The organism is Zobellia sp. OII3, assembly GCF_002211465.1.
Taxonomy (GTDB): domain Bacteria; phylum Bacteroidota; class Bacteroidia; order Flavobacteriales; family Flavobacteriaceae; genus Zobellia; species Zobellia galactanivorans.
This window is the reverse complement of the sequence record NZ_MWRZ01000001.1, coordinates 1,596,501-1,611,714: the sequence shown is the minus strand read 5'-3', so window position 1 is coordinate 1,611,714 and position 15,214 is coordinate 1,596,501. Positions and strand designations below refer to the sequence as shown.

Here is a 15,214-nt window from a genome sequence, read left to right as displayed (position 1 = left end):
GTATGCAATATTGAAAAATTAAAGATAATGATTAAAAAACTTTTTAAGACCCCAAAAAATACTTTTTTAGGTCTATTTCTTATAGTTTTCGCAATAAGTGGTTCCGCACAAAACACGAATACACCTACGAATTTCTGGAACAATGTTCGATTTGGTGGAGGATTGGGTCTGGGATTTACGAACGGAGGCTTTAATGCATCGGTATCACCGAGTGCCATTTATCAGTTCAACGAGCAATTTGCCAGCGGGGTCAGCCTGACGTTCAACTACGCCAAATTCGACGCCAATCACCGATATGCTTACGGCGGAAGCATTTTATCACTCTACAACCCCATTCCCTTTTTACAGATTTCGGCAGAGCTGGAACAACTTCGCATCAATCAGAACATTTCCTATAACGGACTCCCTACGATCAGCGAAAACTATTGGTCGCCAGGCCTGTTTCTAGGACTGGGCTATACGGACCGAAACTTTACGATAGGCATACGCTACGATGTGCTTTACGACGACAACAAAAGTATTTATGCGAGTGCCTGGCTACCCTTTGTACGGGTGTATTTCTAGGAGTATTTAGCTTTGAGCCATACCTTTTGGAGTTCCCTTTTCAACACTAAAAAAGAAACTTGGTCGGCCACCTCTACCGCATCGGTAACTTTAATTTCCTTAAAGGCCTTTTCGGGCACATCAATGATGTACAAAAGATTCAGATACTCCGAAAAGCGCTCCATAATCAGGTAATACACCTTCTCACGCAACACTGTCACCAAATCGTTCGGGGAAATCCCTTGAAACAAATCTACATGAACATTGGCCAGACTAAAATCCTTTTCCAATTGGGCCACCAACTTGTCGTATAACTGTTGGGCCTCTGCATTTTGAAGGAGGTCGTTACTATCGTCAAAATTTAAAACCATGAATTATCTACGTTCCCAATTTGGGTTTTGGTTCGACCTCGACTCCTAAAAAAAATACAAAATCCCGCCTAAACCTTATATCAGGCCCTTATTTTTTGTTCCCACTCCCAAGCGGACTTCATAGCCTCATCCAAGGTATACTCGGCCTTCCAACCTAAAACCTCATTGGCCTTTTTCGTATCCGCGTAGGCAGAGACCACATCACCGGGACGTCGGTCGACAATTTTATAGTTCAATTTTTTTCCGGATACACGTTCAAAACTATGAATGACCTCTAGCACCGAGCTTCCTTTTCCGGTACCCAGATTAAAGACCTCGTAGTTCTCTTCGTTCTTCCCCTCCAATAGTCGCTGTAATGCTTGAACGTGGGCCTTGGCCAAATCTACCACATAGATATAGTCACGAATACAAGTGCCGTCTTCCGTAGGATAATCGTCGCCAAAAACCGATAACTGCTCCCTAAGGCCTACCCCTGTCTGGGTAATGAAGGGCACTAAGTTTTGGGGCACCCCTATCGGCAATTCCCCGATATGACCGCTCGGGTGCGCCCCCATAGGGTTAAAATACCGCAAAGCGATAGCGTTCAACCCCTGGGTAACCGCACAGGTATCACGAATAATCTCTTCGCCCATCTGCTTGGTATTGCCGTATGGCGATTCTGCAGGCTTAACAGGAGCGGTTTCACTGATCGGCATCTTGTCGGCCTGACCGTAAACGGTGCACGACGAACTAAAAATAAAGTTCGACGTATTCTTTTTTGAAAGTTCTTTCAACAGATACACCAAGGTGCCGATATTGTTCTCATAGTACAACAACGGTTTCTCCACACTCTCGCCCACCGCCTTGGAAGCGGCAAAATGAATAACCCCTTCTATATCTTGGTACTTCTTAAAAAAAGCTTCTACTTTCGATTTTTCCTTTAGGTCAATTTTTTCGAACAAGGGCATTTTTCCCGTAATGGAGGCAATTCCCTCCAACACCTTTTCCGACGAATTTGAACAATCATCGATTATAACCACCTCAAAACCCTTGTCCTGAAGTTCTACAACAGTGTGAGACCCAATAAAACCAAGACCTCCGGTCACTAATATCTTCATATCTTTTAGCTTTTCCACATTCTTAGTACCGCAAGAATGCAATTGTATTATTTATAGTTATTGGTTGGGCGGGACGCCCAATGAAGGGCACGAAAATACGACCTTGCCTATCCGTTCACAAACTCCAATACCGTTTTTGTAATAAAATTTATTTGCTCATCATCTAACTCGGTATGCATCGGCAACGAAATGACCTCTTTTACCAACTGATTGGTTACCGAAAAATCGGCTTCGTCATAACGCTCATCCACATAGGCTTTTTGTAGGTGTAACGGAATAGGGTAATACACGCCACAAGGAATATCGTTCTCCGCCAAATGCTTCACAAGTCCGTCGCGTTTGCCATTGGTGATCCGTAAGGTATACTGGTGGAAGACGTGACAACTGCAATCATCACATATTTCCTTTTCACACTTGACCGTTTGGGGCGTTACTATATTCGGCTGCCCCTTAAAGGCCTGGTTATAACTTCGGGCCGCGGCCCTCCTTCGATCGCAATACCCATCCAATTTTGGCAATTTCGCCCTTAAGACAGCTGCCTGAATGGAATCTAATCTCGAATTAACGCCTACTACATCGTGATGGTACCTTTCGTACATGCCGTGATTTACGATACCCCTTAGGGTATGCGCAAGTTTATCATCATTGGTAAAAATGGCACCGCCATCACCATAGGCCCCTAGATTCTTTGAAGGAAAAAAGGAGGTAGCCCCTACATGGCCAATCGTACCGGCCTTTTGTTTTCTACCGTCGTCAAAAGTATAATCGGCCCCTATAGCCTGTGCGTTATCCTCTATAACAAAAAGGTTATGTTTCTCGGCCAATTGCATAATGGCACCCATATTGGCGCATTGCCCGAATAGATGTACCGGCACTATAGCCTTCGTTTTTGGGGTAATTGCCTTTTCTACGGCCTCTATATTGATATTGAACGAATCCATATCGACATCGACCAAGACCGGGGTCAATTGCAAAAGTGCGATGACCTCTACCGTTGCCGCAAATGTAAAATCTGCCGTAATTACCTCGTCGCCCGGTTTCAGACCTAGGCCCATCATCGCTATTTGTAAGGCATCGGTACCGTTGGCACAAGGGATAACGTGTTTTACCCCAAGGTAGTCCTCCAACTCTTTTTGAAAGGACCGTACTTCCGGACCGTTTATAAAAGCGGAAGTTTCCATAATGGTGGCAATGGCCGAATTAACTTGTTCCTTTATCCCCTCGTATTGGCCGCCCAAGTCGACCATTTGAATTTTTCTCATCGTGATGAATTAAATAGATCACAGCAAAAATACGAAACCAAGCAGTACTATTTTCTGTAAAGAAGCGTAATTTAGCCCAAAATATCGATCAGTGCGCGGCATCTATAATGTGATTGTTCAGATTTCTTGGTATATCTTGAAAGTCTTGTCCCTTTTCAGTTCAAAGCTCAAGCTGTTCGTTGACGGCCGAAAGCAATCTTTTGAGGTGCTCGGCAATGCCATTTCGAAGGAAGACAACACCCTCTGGGTTCATGCCGCCTCCTTGGGCGAGTACGAACAAGGGCTTCCTATTATCGAAAGACTCAAAACCGAATATCCATCGCACAAAATCGTACTTACGTTTTTCTCTCCCTCGGGATACGAGGTAAAAAAGAACACAACAGCGGCCGATGTCGTAGCCTACCTTCCCATGGATACGGCAAAAAATGCCGCACGTTTTATAAAAATGGTACATCCTGACCTGGCCATTTTTATCAAGTACGAGGTTTGGCCCAATTATATGCGTGCCTTGGACACCAAAAAGGTTCCATCAATATTGATTTCCGCCCTATTCAAAAAGAACCAAGCCTATTTTAAGGCCTACGGTGGATTCATGAGAAATACGCTCAAAAAATTCTCGTATTATTTTGTTCAGGACGAAAATTCAAAAACACTACTAGAATCCATCGGGATCACTAATGTAACCATTAGCGGGGATACCCGTCTAGACCGCGTTTCTGAAATATTAGACCGAGATAACAGCTTAGACTTTATGGCGGCCTTCAAAAGCGATAAGCTTTGTTTTGTAGCCGGAAGCACATGGCCCGAAGACGAAGCCATATTGATCGACCACATCAACAACGCCCCAAAAAACCTCAAATACGTTTTGGCGCCCCATACCATTAAAAAGGACAAGATCTTAGGACTGGCCGGAGCGTTCACAAAAAAGACCACGCTCTACTCCAACATCGCCAACAACCACTTACGTGATTACGATGTATTGATCATTGACCACATCGGATTGTTGACCAAAATATACAGTTACGCCGACATCGCATATGTCGGGGGCGGTTTTTCCACCGGATTGCACAACACCTTGGAACCTGCCGTTTTCGGCATTCCCGTCATCATCGGCCCAAACTATGAAGGGTTCAAGGAAGCCGAAGACTTGGTAAGGCAAAAAGGCATCTACCCCATAAAAGACCAATGGACCTTCGGCGAATTGCTAAAAAAGCTTCTCGACAATACTGACCTACGCAAACAAACGGGACAGATAAACGCCTCTTATATCTCGAAGAACAAAGGAGCCAGCGTAGAGATTATGGACCATATCCGCAAATTATTATAAAAAAGAGCTTTCTAAATCGACCCTACCGATGCTATAGCCCTTCAACTAAAAAACGGCAACCACCAACAATTGAACAACACCCCACCCAACAGCCCTGTTCTTCGTCGATTTTTTTAACACTTCAACCGATGAATATACTAAAATACAGCCATTTAAATCAAATATTTCGCAAGAAACGGGCTTTATATATATAAATTTCTTAATTTTAAGAAAACCTATTACAAATGGAACGAGAACTAACAACCGGGGTAAAATTGCTCAATGGATTTCTCCGCATCATGATTGCCTGCTTGGTGTTTATCCTTTTAGCCATACCTGTGGCCTTTATTTTAGATTTGATAGGAATTCTATAGTATTAAAGAATCTTTCATCATAAAACATAAAAAAGCCCCTTGATAGGGGCCTTTTGTCTTTTGTGAACCTTAGAGCGTGGGTTCCCAGCCTTCTTCATATTCGCGTTTCCACCAATCTTTCATGACTTTCTCATTGTTGAGGACCTTTCCGGTAGCCGGATCGATTTTTAAGGTTTCCCCAGCGTCTTGGGCCATATTGCCCAAATGACAAAGCATAGTCGATACGCTAGCATCCTTTATATCGGAATGCAAGGATTTATCTTGACGAATCGCCTCGAAGAAGTTACCGATATGGTTGGCATCAAGATCACCGGCACCTTGGGTATTTACCGTAGTACTTTGTTTGCCCGCTTCCTTTTCCTCTTTAATAAGCTCTCCGTTCAAATCGAACAATTTATACCCACCACGGCTAAGGGTTATAATACCTTTACTTCCGTAGATAGTAGCTCCCCTACCCGGTTGGTTCGGCACGATCTTACCACGGCTATGTCCCGTCCAGGTTATGAACTTATCCCCAGAATACTTATAGGTGACCTGTTGGTTGTCTACAAATTCCCAATCATCGTCGTAAGCGTATTTCCCCCCAAAGGAAGTTACGCTATCAGGAAGGTCTACCCCAAGTGCCCATCGACAGATGTCAATTTCATGTGTACCATTATTATGTACCTCACCAGTACCCCATGTCTTGAACCAATGCCAGTTGTAGGGATGGATATTATCCCTGTAATTTTCCCTAGGCGCAGGCCCCTGCCATAAGTCCCAATCCAATGTTTTGGGCACAGCGATCTGGTTGCCCTTTCCGATAGAGCCCCTATTGTTCGAATAATAGGCCTCTCCTTTGAACACCTCTCCGATAATACCTTCGCGGATTTCCTTTACGGCCAATATAGACGTTTGGGCAGAACGCTGCTGGTTGCCCATCTGTACTTTTTTCCCATATTTCTTTTGAGCGGCGACCAACAATTGGTTCTCATAGGGGTTGTGGCTACACGGTTTTTCGACATACACATGTTTACCCGCCTGCAAGGCCATAATAGCCATGGGTGCATGCCAATGTTCCGGAGTCGCGATAAAAACCGCATCGACCTTTTTTTTGTTTAAGACCTTTCTAAAATCTTTTTCGACCTTTGGCACATAGCCAATATTTTCCTTACACCATATATTATGCTCCTCTAAAATAACATCGTCAACATCACAACTATAGAGCACCTTGGCATTGGAATCCTTATTGATGGCCATAAAATGTGCCTTGGCCCTACTACGCACCCCTATGACCGCACAATTGATACGATCGTTGGCACCCAAAATTCTTGAATAACTTTCCGCCGACATGGCATTTATGCTTCCCCCAAAGGCCAAGCCTGCTGCACCCACAGATGCTTTTTTAATAAAATTTCTTCTGTCTGAACTCATTTCTATATATTATAATGTTGATAATATTCCTTTTACATAGCCTATAGACTCCATCATACCGGGCAATGGATCATTCCCTTCGGCCTCATATTCAAGCGCCAAGGTTCCTTGATACCCTAATTTTAAAACCGTCTTTAAAAATGCAGGAAAATCGATAACCCCACGACCAATAATACAGGTTTGCCCATCATGTTCGGAGGCCGTTACATCCTTTAAATGGATATCAAAGACCCGATCGAAAAACTGGGTAAGGTCTTGGGAGGGATCACGCTTTATGCGTTGGGTATGTCCGATATCTATACAAAGCCCCATACGTTTGTCCCTATCCTTAATTTTAACATAGGCACTTTCGGCGCTTGGATACACTTTATCGCCCGGGCCGTGATTATGGATGGCAAGTTTAATATTGTAAGACTTCACCTTTTCTTCTACGTAATCCAATAAATCATGGCTCGGCACCCCGACAATCATATCCAACTCGGCCGTTTTAGCATATTCGAAGGCTTGATCCACTTCCGCCTTGGTCTTCATATAAACGACCCCGGCCCCGTATAAAACAACGCCTTTCTTTTTACACTGGGCCACGGCTTCCTTTATCGTGTGCGCACCCGAATCTAGCGGAAGATGCATACTCTTAAAGGTGATTCGATTCAAACCGCACCGCAAAGTCATATCCAAAGCCTTTTCCCTTGTAAATTCCCTGAGGGTATATGAAGCCACCCCTAATTTGAGCTCGGCCATCATATTTTCCATAGTTTCTTCCGCCATGGCCGCACGGGACATTTCAGGAAAGGACAAGGCTCCAATACCCAAAACCCCGGCCGAAGTACGTTTTAAAAAATTTCTTCTGTTCGCTTTCATTTCTCTATATTATCAAATGTCTTTTCCTTTACTTTTTAAACTAACCAGGACCATCTCTTTACGGTCGCGACATCTATTCCCTTGATTATCATAGACCGGCTTTAATTCGTTTCAATACATAAAACAAAAAAGTGCCTCTTGGACTTAAACCCTTATACCCGTATTGACCTCATTGAAATTTAAGGGCGCATGCCCTTAAAAAACACCAGTAAATAAAAAGCAACCAAGGCCTTCGGTTCCAATCTATATTTTTGACTCGATTCTATTTTTTCAATGACCGAAACCTAAAATTGCGATAACCGTATAAATCTAACAAAATATATACTGTTTTTACGCCTATTCCTGAAAATAAGTGTAACCTTAACACAGAAAAGAGTCAGATACTGATACCATTAACATCTAAACCCCCTTCGAATACGTATTTTAAATGACCTCCAATATTGCAAAATGAATTATATCGATTTAAACCGCCTCATACCGGAATTAGCGGAAACAGGCACATGGATAGGCAGGTGCATGGTACCGGCACAAAAAGCGTACAATGGTATAGCTGGGCCCCACGTGGTGATGGCCCGCAAAGGAAAAATCTACGACCTATCGGCCCACTTCAACTCCACAAGTGAGCTATTCAACTGTAAGAACCCGGTTTCCCGCTTAAAAGCCTTAAACGATTTACCGGAACTAGGCAGCCTGAAAGATGCCTTGAAAAACGCCCTATACTTCAATCAGAATCCACTACTCCCCTACATCATAGCGCCAAACGATATACAAGCCGTAAAAGCCTTTGGTGTAACTTTTATCAAAAGCTTGCTCGAGAGGGTCATTGAAGAAAAAGCAAAAGGCGATGCCCTAGTAGCGAACGACATACGTCAAACCATTTACGATACCTTAGGCAACGACTTGAGCAAGGTTACCCCCGGTTCACCGGAAACCGAAAAGCTCAAGGAGGAATTACAGAAAAAAGGCCTATGGTCGCAATACCTCGAAGTGGGCATTGGCAAGGATGCCGAGGTTTTCACCAAGGCCCAACCCTTGTCTGCCGTTGGTTTCGGAGCGGAGATAGGCGTTCTAAAGAGTTCCAAATGGAACAATCCGGAACCTGAAATCGTGCTCGCCGTATCCTCCTCGGGAAAAATCGTCGGGGCCACACTTGGCAACGACGTAAACCTTCGCGATTACGAAGGTCGCAGCGCCCTATTGCTCGGTGAGGCGAAAGACCAAAACGGATCTTGTGCCATTGGCCCCTTGTTTCGCTTGTTCGATGAGACTTTTTCCCTAGATGACGTAAAGGATTGCGATGTAATGTTTTCTATGAAGGGGAAGGACAATTTCGCCACTTCCGGAAGCAATAAGATGAAAGAGATTAGCCGTAGTCCTGAAAATTTAGTGGCCCAGGTCATAGGAAAAAACCATCAATACCCAGACGGGCTCGTGCTTTTCTTAGGTACTATGTTCGCCCCTACGGAAGACCGCAATGGAAAAGGTTTGGGTTTCACCCACAAAAAGGGAGATCAAGTCAACATCTCTTCTTCGCATTTGGGCACACTCATCAATTGGGTGAACACTTGTGACCAAATACCAAAGTGGGAATTCGGCATTGGTGCTTTTACGAACTATATTGTAAAACGGAATTTAAAATAGTACCAGGTCGACCAACCGTATAATTTTCACCCGAAAAAGCTTGACATCCACAACAATACGATCGTGGCATGTTCCCTTATAAAGTGAAGGGCCTTAGACATTTGATTTTCAACCGTTTTCACGGAAATACCCAAATCTAAGGCTATTTCTTTGTACTTCTTTTGCTCTATTTTGTTCTGCACGAACACTTCCTTACACCGTGGCGGCAACTTAGAAATGACAACGTTTAAATTTTCGATTTTCACATCGACCTTCTCGCGCTCAAAAGCAGTGTCGGATATAACTTCCCATTTGACCTTATCCAAGGCATCAAAATCTATTTTCTGCACACGTAGCTGCTGCAAAAACTGATGATAACAACATTTGAACAAATAGTTCTTGACCGATCCCGAAATGTATAGTTTGGCCCTTTTCTCCCAAAGATTAACGAAAGTATCTTGAACAATATCTTCTGCCAAGTGTCGGTTGTTACACATTTTAAAAATGTAATTACACAACCATTCATAGTATTCCAAAAACAAATACCGATATGCTTCGGCATTGCCGTTCCGCATTTTTTTTACCAGTTTTCGCTCATTCATTTTCAATGGTATTCATTCAAATTTAAATAAAAATCACACATCCATAGGGGTTTTTTATCAATTATGCATCTTTAAGTTAAAAGGTGTAAATATTCATGAATTACCACAAATTAATTTCTAAATGGCTAAAAGGAAGCATCTCTACCGATGAGCGCCAACACTTACAAGCTTGGGTTCATAAGAGTGATGCCAACATGGACCTGTTTAAAAAGTGTATTCGAGAGTGGCAGCATCAACAAAGTCCGAATTTTGACCCACAAACCGGCTTTGCCGGTTTCAAGGCAAAAATTTCCGCTAAAAAACGAAAAAGAAAACGCCTAGTTTCCGCCATACCTTATGCCCTTGCATTGCTTATCCTTGTAGTTTTAGGAATACAAATAACAGGTACACAATCGAACAAAACCGAACCAACACCTTCGCAAATATCAACAAGAGACACCCCAAAAGAAAAGATAACCCTCACCTTGGCCGACGGAAGTACGCAAATCCTTAGCGGCCACGGCAACGAAATATTGACCGACGCCCAAGGAAATATAATAGCCGATAAGGACACCGACGTATTAAGCTTCAATGCCTCTCAAGATCAAGACCAAAATTCCAATGCGTACAACGAAATCTACATTCCACATGGCCAAACATTTAAACTGCGGTTGTCCGATGGCACCAAAGTGTGGCTGAACGCCGGCACAAAATTAAAGTTCCCATCCAACCTCAACAGCGAAGCCCTGACCGCAAGAACCGTCTTTCTAGATGGTGAAGCTTATTTTGATGTGACCAAGAACGAGAAAAAACCATTTTTGGTCGTCACCCAAAATGTAGCCGTAAAAGTGTTGGGCACACAATTCAACCTTTCTTCTTACGATACTGATGAAAATATAGCCACTACACTAATCGAGGGCAAGGTCAGTATGTTTGAGTCTGACAGTCCTGATAACGAAATAGAACTGAGCCCTAGTTTTCAGGCGAAATACAAAAAAAACGAAAGCAGCTTTAGTAAGGTGAAAGTCGACACCGAACAGTTTACCGCATGGATGCATAACAAACTGATAATCGACAACCTTAAATTTTCGGAAATCTTGACCAAGCTTGAAAGGCTTCATCAGGTAAAATTCCTGAACAAGGCGGAACATTTGAACAACGAGGTGTTTAAGGGGGAATTCGAGAACGAAACCATAGAGGCCGTACTTAACACCATTTCGCTAAGCACACCTTTTAATTACACTAGAAACCAAAACCTTATAACAATAGAGAGCAAAAGCTAACAGGCTTTAAAAACAACTATTACTAACAATCAAATACTTTATGATCATGAAAAAAGACCTTGAACACAGCGCCTTGGCCACAAGGCGGCTTAAACAGATTAACCTAAAAATAATGTTGAACCTGCTTTCCGTCTTTTTTATCGCCTTTCAAGCGAGTGCCCGTACGGGCTCGTCCACGACGATAGAGCTCGACTACGAAAATGTACCGCTCAAACGTATCTTAAAAGACATAAAGGCACAAACAAATTACAGCTTCTTTTACAACGTAAAGGAAATAGACGACACCAAGAAAATTTCGTTTCGCGCCAATAACGAGGCCATAGACCAAGTACTGAAAAAACTGGCCCAAAAAGCCGCTTTCAACTTTGAAATAAACGGAAAACAGATTGTTTTGACCAAAATATCACAGCGTACCGACACTCTACAAGAAAGAGAGGTTAAGGGTAGCGTAAAAGACGAAGAAGGCAATCCGCTCTCGGGCGCCAGTGTCGTCATCAAAGGCACCACCACAGGCGCCCAAACCGATTTTGACGGGAACTTTACCCTGACCCTAGCCGATGAATCGGCCATTATAATCGTTTCGTATATAGGATTTGAAACAAAGGAAATCAGCGTTGGCAACCAAAGTTCACTAGATGTAATTCTAAAGGAAGCTGCCGCACAATTAGACAACGTAGTCATTGTGGGCTCAAGAAACCCCAATAGAACTTCTACGGAAACCGCAACGGCAGTGGATGTCATTCCCATGGCAGACGTGGTTTCAAAAACCGGTAAAATAGAAGTTAACCAATTGCTACAGTATGCCGCGCCATCGTTCAATGCCAACAAGCAATCAGGTTCCGATGGGGCCGACCATATTGACCCCGCTTCCTTACGCGGACTTGGCCCAGACCAGACCTTGGTCTTGATCAACGGAAAAAGAAGGCACCAATCTTCATTGATCAATGTATTCGGTACACGCGGTAGAGGCAACACAGGCACCGACCTTAATGCCATTCCCGCTTCGGCCATCAAAAGAATCGAAATATTAAGGGACGGAGCCTCGGCACAATACGGTTCCGATGCCATTGCCGGCGTAATTAATATCGTATTAAAAGACCGAACCGACGAACTTTCGGGCTCCATCAGTTACGGCGCTTACAACACCAATGCCCAAGGCGATTTTCCCGATGGAACACCTAATACCGACGGCAACCGCCTAGACACGGAAAGAGATGGAAACGCAATTGGCGAAGACCAGAGCTTTGACGGGGGCTCCATCAAATTCGCCGCCAACTACGGGGTCAAGATAGGTGAAGAAGGTTATGCCAACTTTACTACCGAATACATCGCCAAAAACAAAATACTAAGACCTGGTTTTGATTTTAGGAGAGGATTTGGAGAAGCTGCCATAGATGGATTTAATTTCTTTGGAAACGTAAATATTCCTGTTTCGGAAAACACCGAATTTTACGCTTTTGGTGGTCGAAACTATAGAGACACCGATGCCTTTGCCTTTACCCGTAACAACCCTACGGAACGAAACGTGGTCAGTATTTACCCTAATGGCTTTACCCCACGTATCACATCTAATATTATTGACAACTCCGTGTCGGCCGGAATACGTACAGAGATGGAAAACGGCTGGAACGTAGATATAAGCAACACTTTTGGAAAAAACTTGTTCCATTACTTCATTAAAGGTTCGTTGAACGCCTCCCTTGAAGAAACATCACCTGTCGATTTCGACGCAGGCGGACATAGCCTTAGCCAAAACGTTACGAATTTGGACATCTCTAAATTCTACGAAGATATCATGGAAGGCATGAACCTAGCCTTTGGTGCGGAGTACAAGACTGAAAATTTTGAAATTTTTGCCGGCGAGGCATCGTCATACGGCACTTTTGATATAGACAGGGCCCTGATTACCAATCCCGCTACGCAAACCATCCCTACGGACCCAATAACAGGTGAACAAAGACCTGGAGGCTCACAAGGATTCCCTGGCTATAGCCCGGCCAATGAAATAGACCGAAGCAGAAGTAACGTTTCCTTGTACGGGGATTTGGAACTTGATATAACCGAAAAGTTCTTGGTCAGCGGTGCTGCCCGTTTTGAATATTTTAGTGATTTCGGAAGCACTACCAATGGTAAGTTAGCCGCTAGGTACAAAGCGACCGAGAACATCAACATAAGGGGTTCCGTAAGTTCTGGGTTCAGGGCCCCATCATTGGCACAGATTTATTACAACCTTAAATACACCGACTTTGTCAGTGGGCAAGCGTCCGAATCCCTGTTATCACCCAACAACAGTCCGGTAACGGCTTCTTTTGGCATAGGCCCCTTAAAGGAAGAAAAAGCATTTAACGCCGCACTTGGCTTTACGGCCAAAGCGGGTAACTTTACCGCAACGGTAGATGGTTACTACATTGATATTAAAGACCGTATTGTTCTAACCGGAGCTTTTCCCGCACCACAGATACCTAACGTTAACTCCGCCCAGTTCTTCGTAAATGGAGTGGATACAAAAACAACCGGTTTAGATGTTATTCTGTCCTACAAGAACACCCTTTCCGAAGACAGTTCGTTTGGAGCAACCTTCTTGGCTAACTTCAACAACATGAAAATCGAAAACATACACAACGGCAGCCTTGACGAGAGCACGTATTTTGGTCCAAGGGACAAGGCTTTTTTGCTAGCCTCTGCACCTGACAGCAAATTAAACCTAAACCTTACTTACGATAAAAGTTGGTTTGACACCTCCTTAAGCTTCACTCATTTCAGTGAAATAGAATTGATCGATTATGGATTAGTACCGGATTATTATGGAGCTAAAACAGTTACCGACCTTAATTTTGGTTTCCAGCTTTCAGAGAGCTTAAAATTAAACGTTGGCAGCAACAACCTTTTCAATGTTTACCCTGACCAACAAGATGCAGATTCAGATTCAGGCGGATATTGGGATGCCGTTCAAATGGGTTTTGCCGGGGCTTTCTATTATGCCAGACTTGGTTTTACCTTCTAAGGCAAGTTCTTATTTATTCGTTTTAGCCATATAGCAAAGGCTACTCAACAAAAAGTTGGGTAGCCTTTTTTTTCTACCGTTGTTTTATATTTTAAACGGCCAGTCCGCACTTACACTTTCAAAATAATTTTTACCGGTAAAAGGCGGAAATCAAAAAAAATCACTCTACAATCTTGACATCTACCGAGGTCCTGCCCTGCCAACCCGTAACATCGGTAACCGAGTAGGCACAATGGTAATCTCCGGTATCCACATCTTGGGGTATGGTCAATTCAATAGTGATCTCATAGGAGGTTTTACCCGGTTCAAGGGTATAGTTTTCCATAAAAATCAAGGGATTGTCAGGAGTTTTCTTTGCACTAAGCTCGCATTTACTACCTTGATCGTCGTGGGTATGATGGTCAAAATTATGGTGTAAATCTAAACTGTAGGCAGAAAGCCCGACGTTGTCACTAACGTTTGCCTTAAAAATATAGGTCTCTCCCCGCTTAAGCTCGGTGCATGATTGTGGAAACCCTCCGGCCAAACTAATAGATGGCTTTTCGTCGTCTACATCGGTGTCATCCCCGTTTGAGCACGAAGCCAAAAACAAGAGGCACAGGGTAGACAGAAAAACATATTTTATTGATTTCATAAAATGATTTTTGAATTAAAAATTGGCCACCAAGGGATAACCGCTTGATGGCCTTAAGTACTAGGGGGCGACTACATCAATATGCGCTTCGTAATCAAAAGTGTTTCCCTCTTCATCGGTAATGGTAAACTTAATATGGTATTCGCCTACGGGAGCGCTTACCGGCACGTCGATATGCTCATGGAATTCCGCTTCGGTGGCTTCGTGGTATTTTTCACCGTAATTGAATTCACCGTCCCACTCTACTTCCCCTTCGCCTACGGTGAGTCCGTGGGCATGCACATCGACCATAAGTTCGTGAATCCCGTGAATTGCACTTATCTGAAATTCAACATGGAAATCTTCCCCTCGCACTACGGACTCATCCATGGAAAAATCGCTTACTGCGATCACATCCAAAATTTGCAAATGGGCTTCCGTCTCGGTACTGTTCCCCATTTCGTCGGTAACGGTTAAGACTATATGGTATTCACCGGCAGGAATATCTGAAGGAACATCAATATGCTCATGAAAAGTTGGGTTTTTAACGAGATACGTGGCATCGGTATAGCTTTGTTCAAAATGCCACTCCACTTCGCCCTCTGCAGGCGTCACATCATCGGAATGAATATCGACCGAGATACTCTTCACCACAGCCTCGGCCGTTATAGCGGCCTCCAAATGTATATCGGAGCCCTTATACGCTACGCGGTCGGTCGAGTGTTCGCTTCCTGCGCCGTATTCAAAATCGGAAATTACGGGAGCTGTCACACTAGGATTTTCATCGTCACTGCTACAAGCGCTAAAAAATAGGATCAAGGATGCGAAAAAGATTGATAATTTAAAATTTGCTTTCATTTTACTTTTGTTTTGGGTGTTATACTTC

At 43.6% G+C, this 15,214-nt stretch carries 14 protein-coding genes; 6 read left to right on the top strand and 8 right to left on the bottom strand.

Annotated features, from left to right (window positions below; all coding sequences use genetic code 11):
- Positions 1-27: 27 nt before the first annotated feature.
- Positions 28-564 carry an alpha-ketoglutarate decarboxylase gene (locus tag B4Q04_RS06635; RefSeq protein ID WP_236630979.1) on the top strand — a complete coding sequence of 179 codons (537 nt, stop codon included), beginning with the start codon at positions 28-30 and terminating at the stop codon, positions 562-564.
- Here B4Q04_RS06635 and B4Q04_RS06630 read toward each other — a convergent pair.
- The 3 genes from B4Q04_RS06630 to B4Q04_RS06620 form a co-directional block, all read right to left on the bottom strand.
- On the bottom strand, positions 561-914 hold the full coding sequence (locus B4Q04_RS06630) for a hypothetical protein (RefSeq protein ID WP_013993679.1): 354 nt from the start codon (positions 912-914) through the stop codon (positions 561-563). The two genes, B4Q04_RS06635 and B4Q04_RS06630, sit on opposite strands and share 4 nt — an antisense overlap.
- A gap of 80 nt (positions 915-994) precedes the next feature.
- A complete protein-coding gene (gene galE / locus B4Q04_RS06625) occupies positions 995-2,011 on the bottom strand; it encodes a UDP-glucose 4-epimerase GalE (protein ID WP_088696409.1) in 1,017 nt (338 codons plus the stop codon).
- Positions 2,012-2,118: 107 nt separating this feature from the next.
- Positions 2,119-3,273, bottom strand: a complete 1,155-nt coding sequence (locus B4Q04_RS06620; protein WP_088696313.1) for a DegT/DnrJ/EryC1/StrS family aminotransferase — start codon at positions 3,271-3,273, stop codon at positions 2,119-2,121.
- A 91-nt stretch (positions 3,274-3,364) separates the two neighbouring features.
- Here B4Q04_RS06620 and B4Q04_RS06615 point away from each other — a divergent pair, with 91 nt between their 5' ends.
- Together B4Q04_RS06615 and B4Q04_RS23075 are read left to right on the top strand one after the other, a co-directional pair.
- Positions 3,365-4,600, top strand: coding sequence for a 3-deoxy-D-manno-octulosonic acid transferase (locus B4Q04_RS06615; protein ID WP_013993676.1), 1,236 nt, complete (start codon positions 3,365-3,367; stop codon positions 4,598-4,600).
- A 224-nt stretch (positions 4,601-4,824) separates the two neighbouring features.
- Complete coding sequence (locus tag B4Q04_RS23075) at positions 4,825-4,953, top strand: hypothetical protein (RefSeq protein ID WP_262507931.1); 129 nt, start codon at positions 4,825-4,827, stop codon at positions 4,951-4,953.
- 69 nt (positions 4,954-5,022) lie between these two features.
- On the opposite strand, the gene B4Q04_RS06610 is transcribed toward B4Q04_RS23075, so the two are convergent.
- Together B4Q04_RS06610 and B4Q04_RS06605 are read right to left on the bottom strand one after the other, a co-directional pair.
- On the bottom strand, positions 5,023-6,366 hold the full coding sequence (locus tag B4Q04_RS06610) for a Gfo/Idh/MocA family protein (RefSeq protein WP_088696312.1): 1,344 nt from the start codon (positions 6,364-6,366) through the stop codon (positions 5,023-5,025).
- Positions 6,367-6,375: 9 nt separating this feature from the next.
- Positions 6,376-7,227, bottom strand: a complete 852-nt coding sequence (locus B4Q04_RS06605; protein ID WP_013993674.1) for a sugar phosphate isomerase/epimerase family protein — start codon at positions 7,225-7,227, stop codon at positions 6,376-6,378.
- A 447-nt stretch (positions 7,228-7,674) separates the two neighbouring features.
- Here B4Q04_RS06605 and B4Q04_RS06600 point away from each other — a divergent pair, with 447 nt between their 5' ends.
- Positions 7,675-8,868, top strand: coding sequence for a fumarylacetoacetate hydrolase family protein (locus B4Q04_RS06600; RefSeq protein WP_088696311.1), 1,194 nt, complete (start codon positions 7,675-7,677; stop codon positions 8,866-8,868).
- A gap of 26 nt (positions 8,869-8,894) precedes the next feature.
- Here B4Q04_RS06600 and B4Q04_RS06595 read toward each other — a convergent pair whose 3' ends face one another.
- Positions 8,895-9,449 carry an RNA polymerase sigma factor gene (locus tag B4Q04_RS06595; RefSeq protein WP_088696310.1) on the bottom strand — a complete coding sequence of 185 codons (555 nt, stop codon included), beginning with the start codon at positions 9,447-9,449 and terminating at the stop codon, positions 8,895-8,897.
- A gap of 95 nt (positions 9,450-9,544) precedes the next feature.
- Between B4Q04_RS06595 and B4Q04_RS06590 the strand changes: the two genes are divergently transcribed.
- The gene (locus B4Q04_RS06590) at positions 9,545-10,711 is read left to right on the top strand and encodes a FecR family protein (RefSeq protein WP_088696309.1); all 1,167 of its coding nucleotides are present in this window, start codon (positions 9,545-9,547) and stop codon (positions 10,709-10,711) included.
- 46 nt (positions 10,712-10,757) lie between these two features.
- Positions 10,758-13,715, top strand: a complete 2,958-nt coding sequence (locus B4Q04_RS06585; protein WP_236630978.1) for a TonB-dependent receptor — start codon at positions 10,758-10,760, stop codon at positions 13,713-13,715.
- Positions 13,716-13,875: 160 nt separating this feature from the next.
- Here B4Q04_RS06585 and B4Q04_RS06580 read toward each other — a convergent pair whose 3' ends face one another.
- Entirely contained in the window at positions 13,876-14,349 is a 474-nt protein-coding gene (locus B4Q04_RS06580; protein WP_013993669.1) for a DUF4625 domain-containing protein, read from the bottom strand.
- A gap of 60 nt (positions 14,350-14,409) precedes the next feature.
- A complete protein-coding gene (locus B4Q04_RS06575; RefSeq protein WP_046287885.1) occupies positions 14,410-15,186 on the bottom strand; it encodes a DUF4625 domain-containing protein in 777 nt (258 codons plus the stop codon).
- Positions 15,187-15,214: the final 28 nt, after the last annotated feature.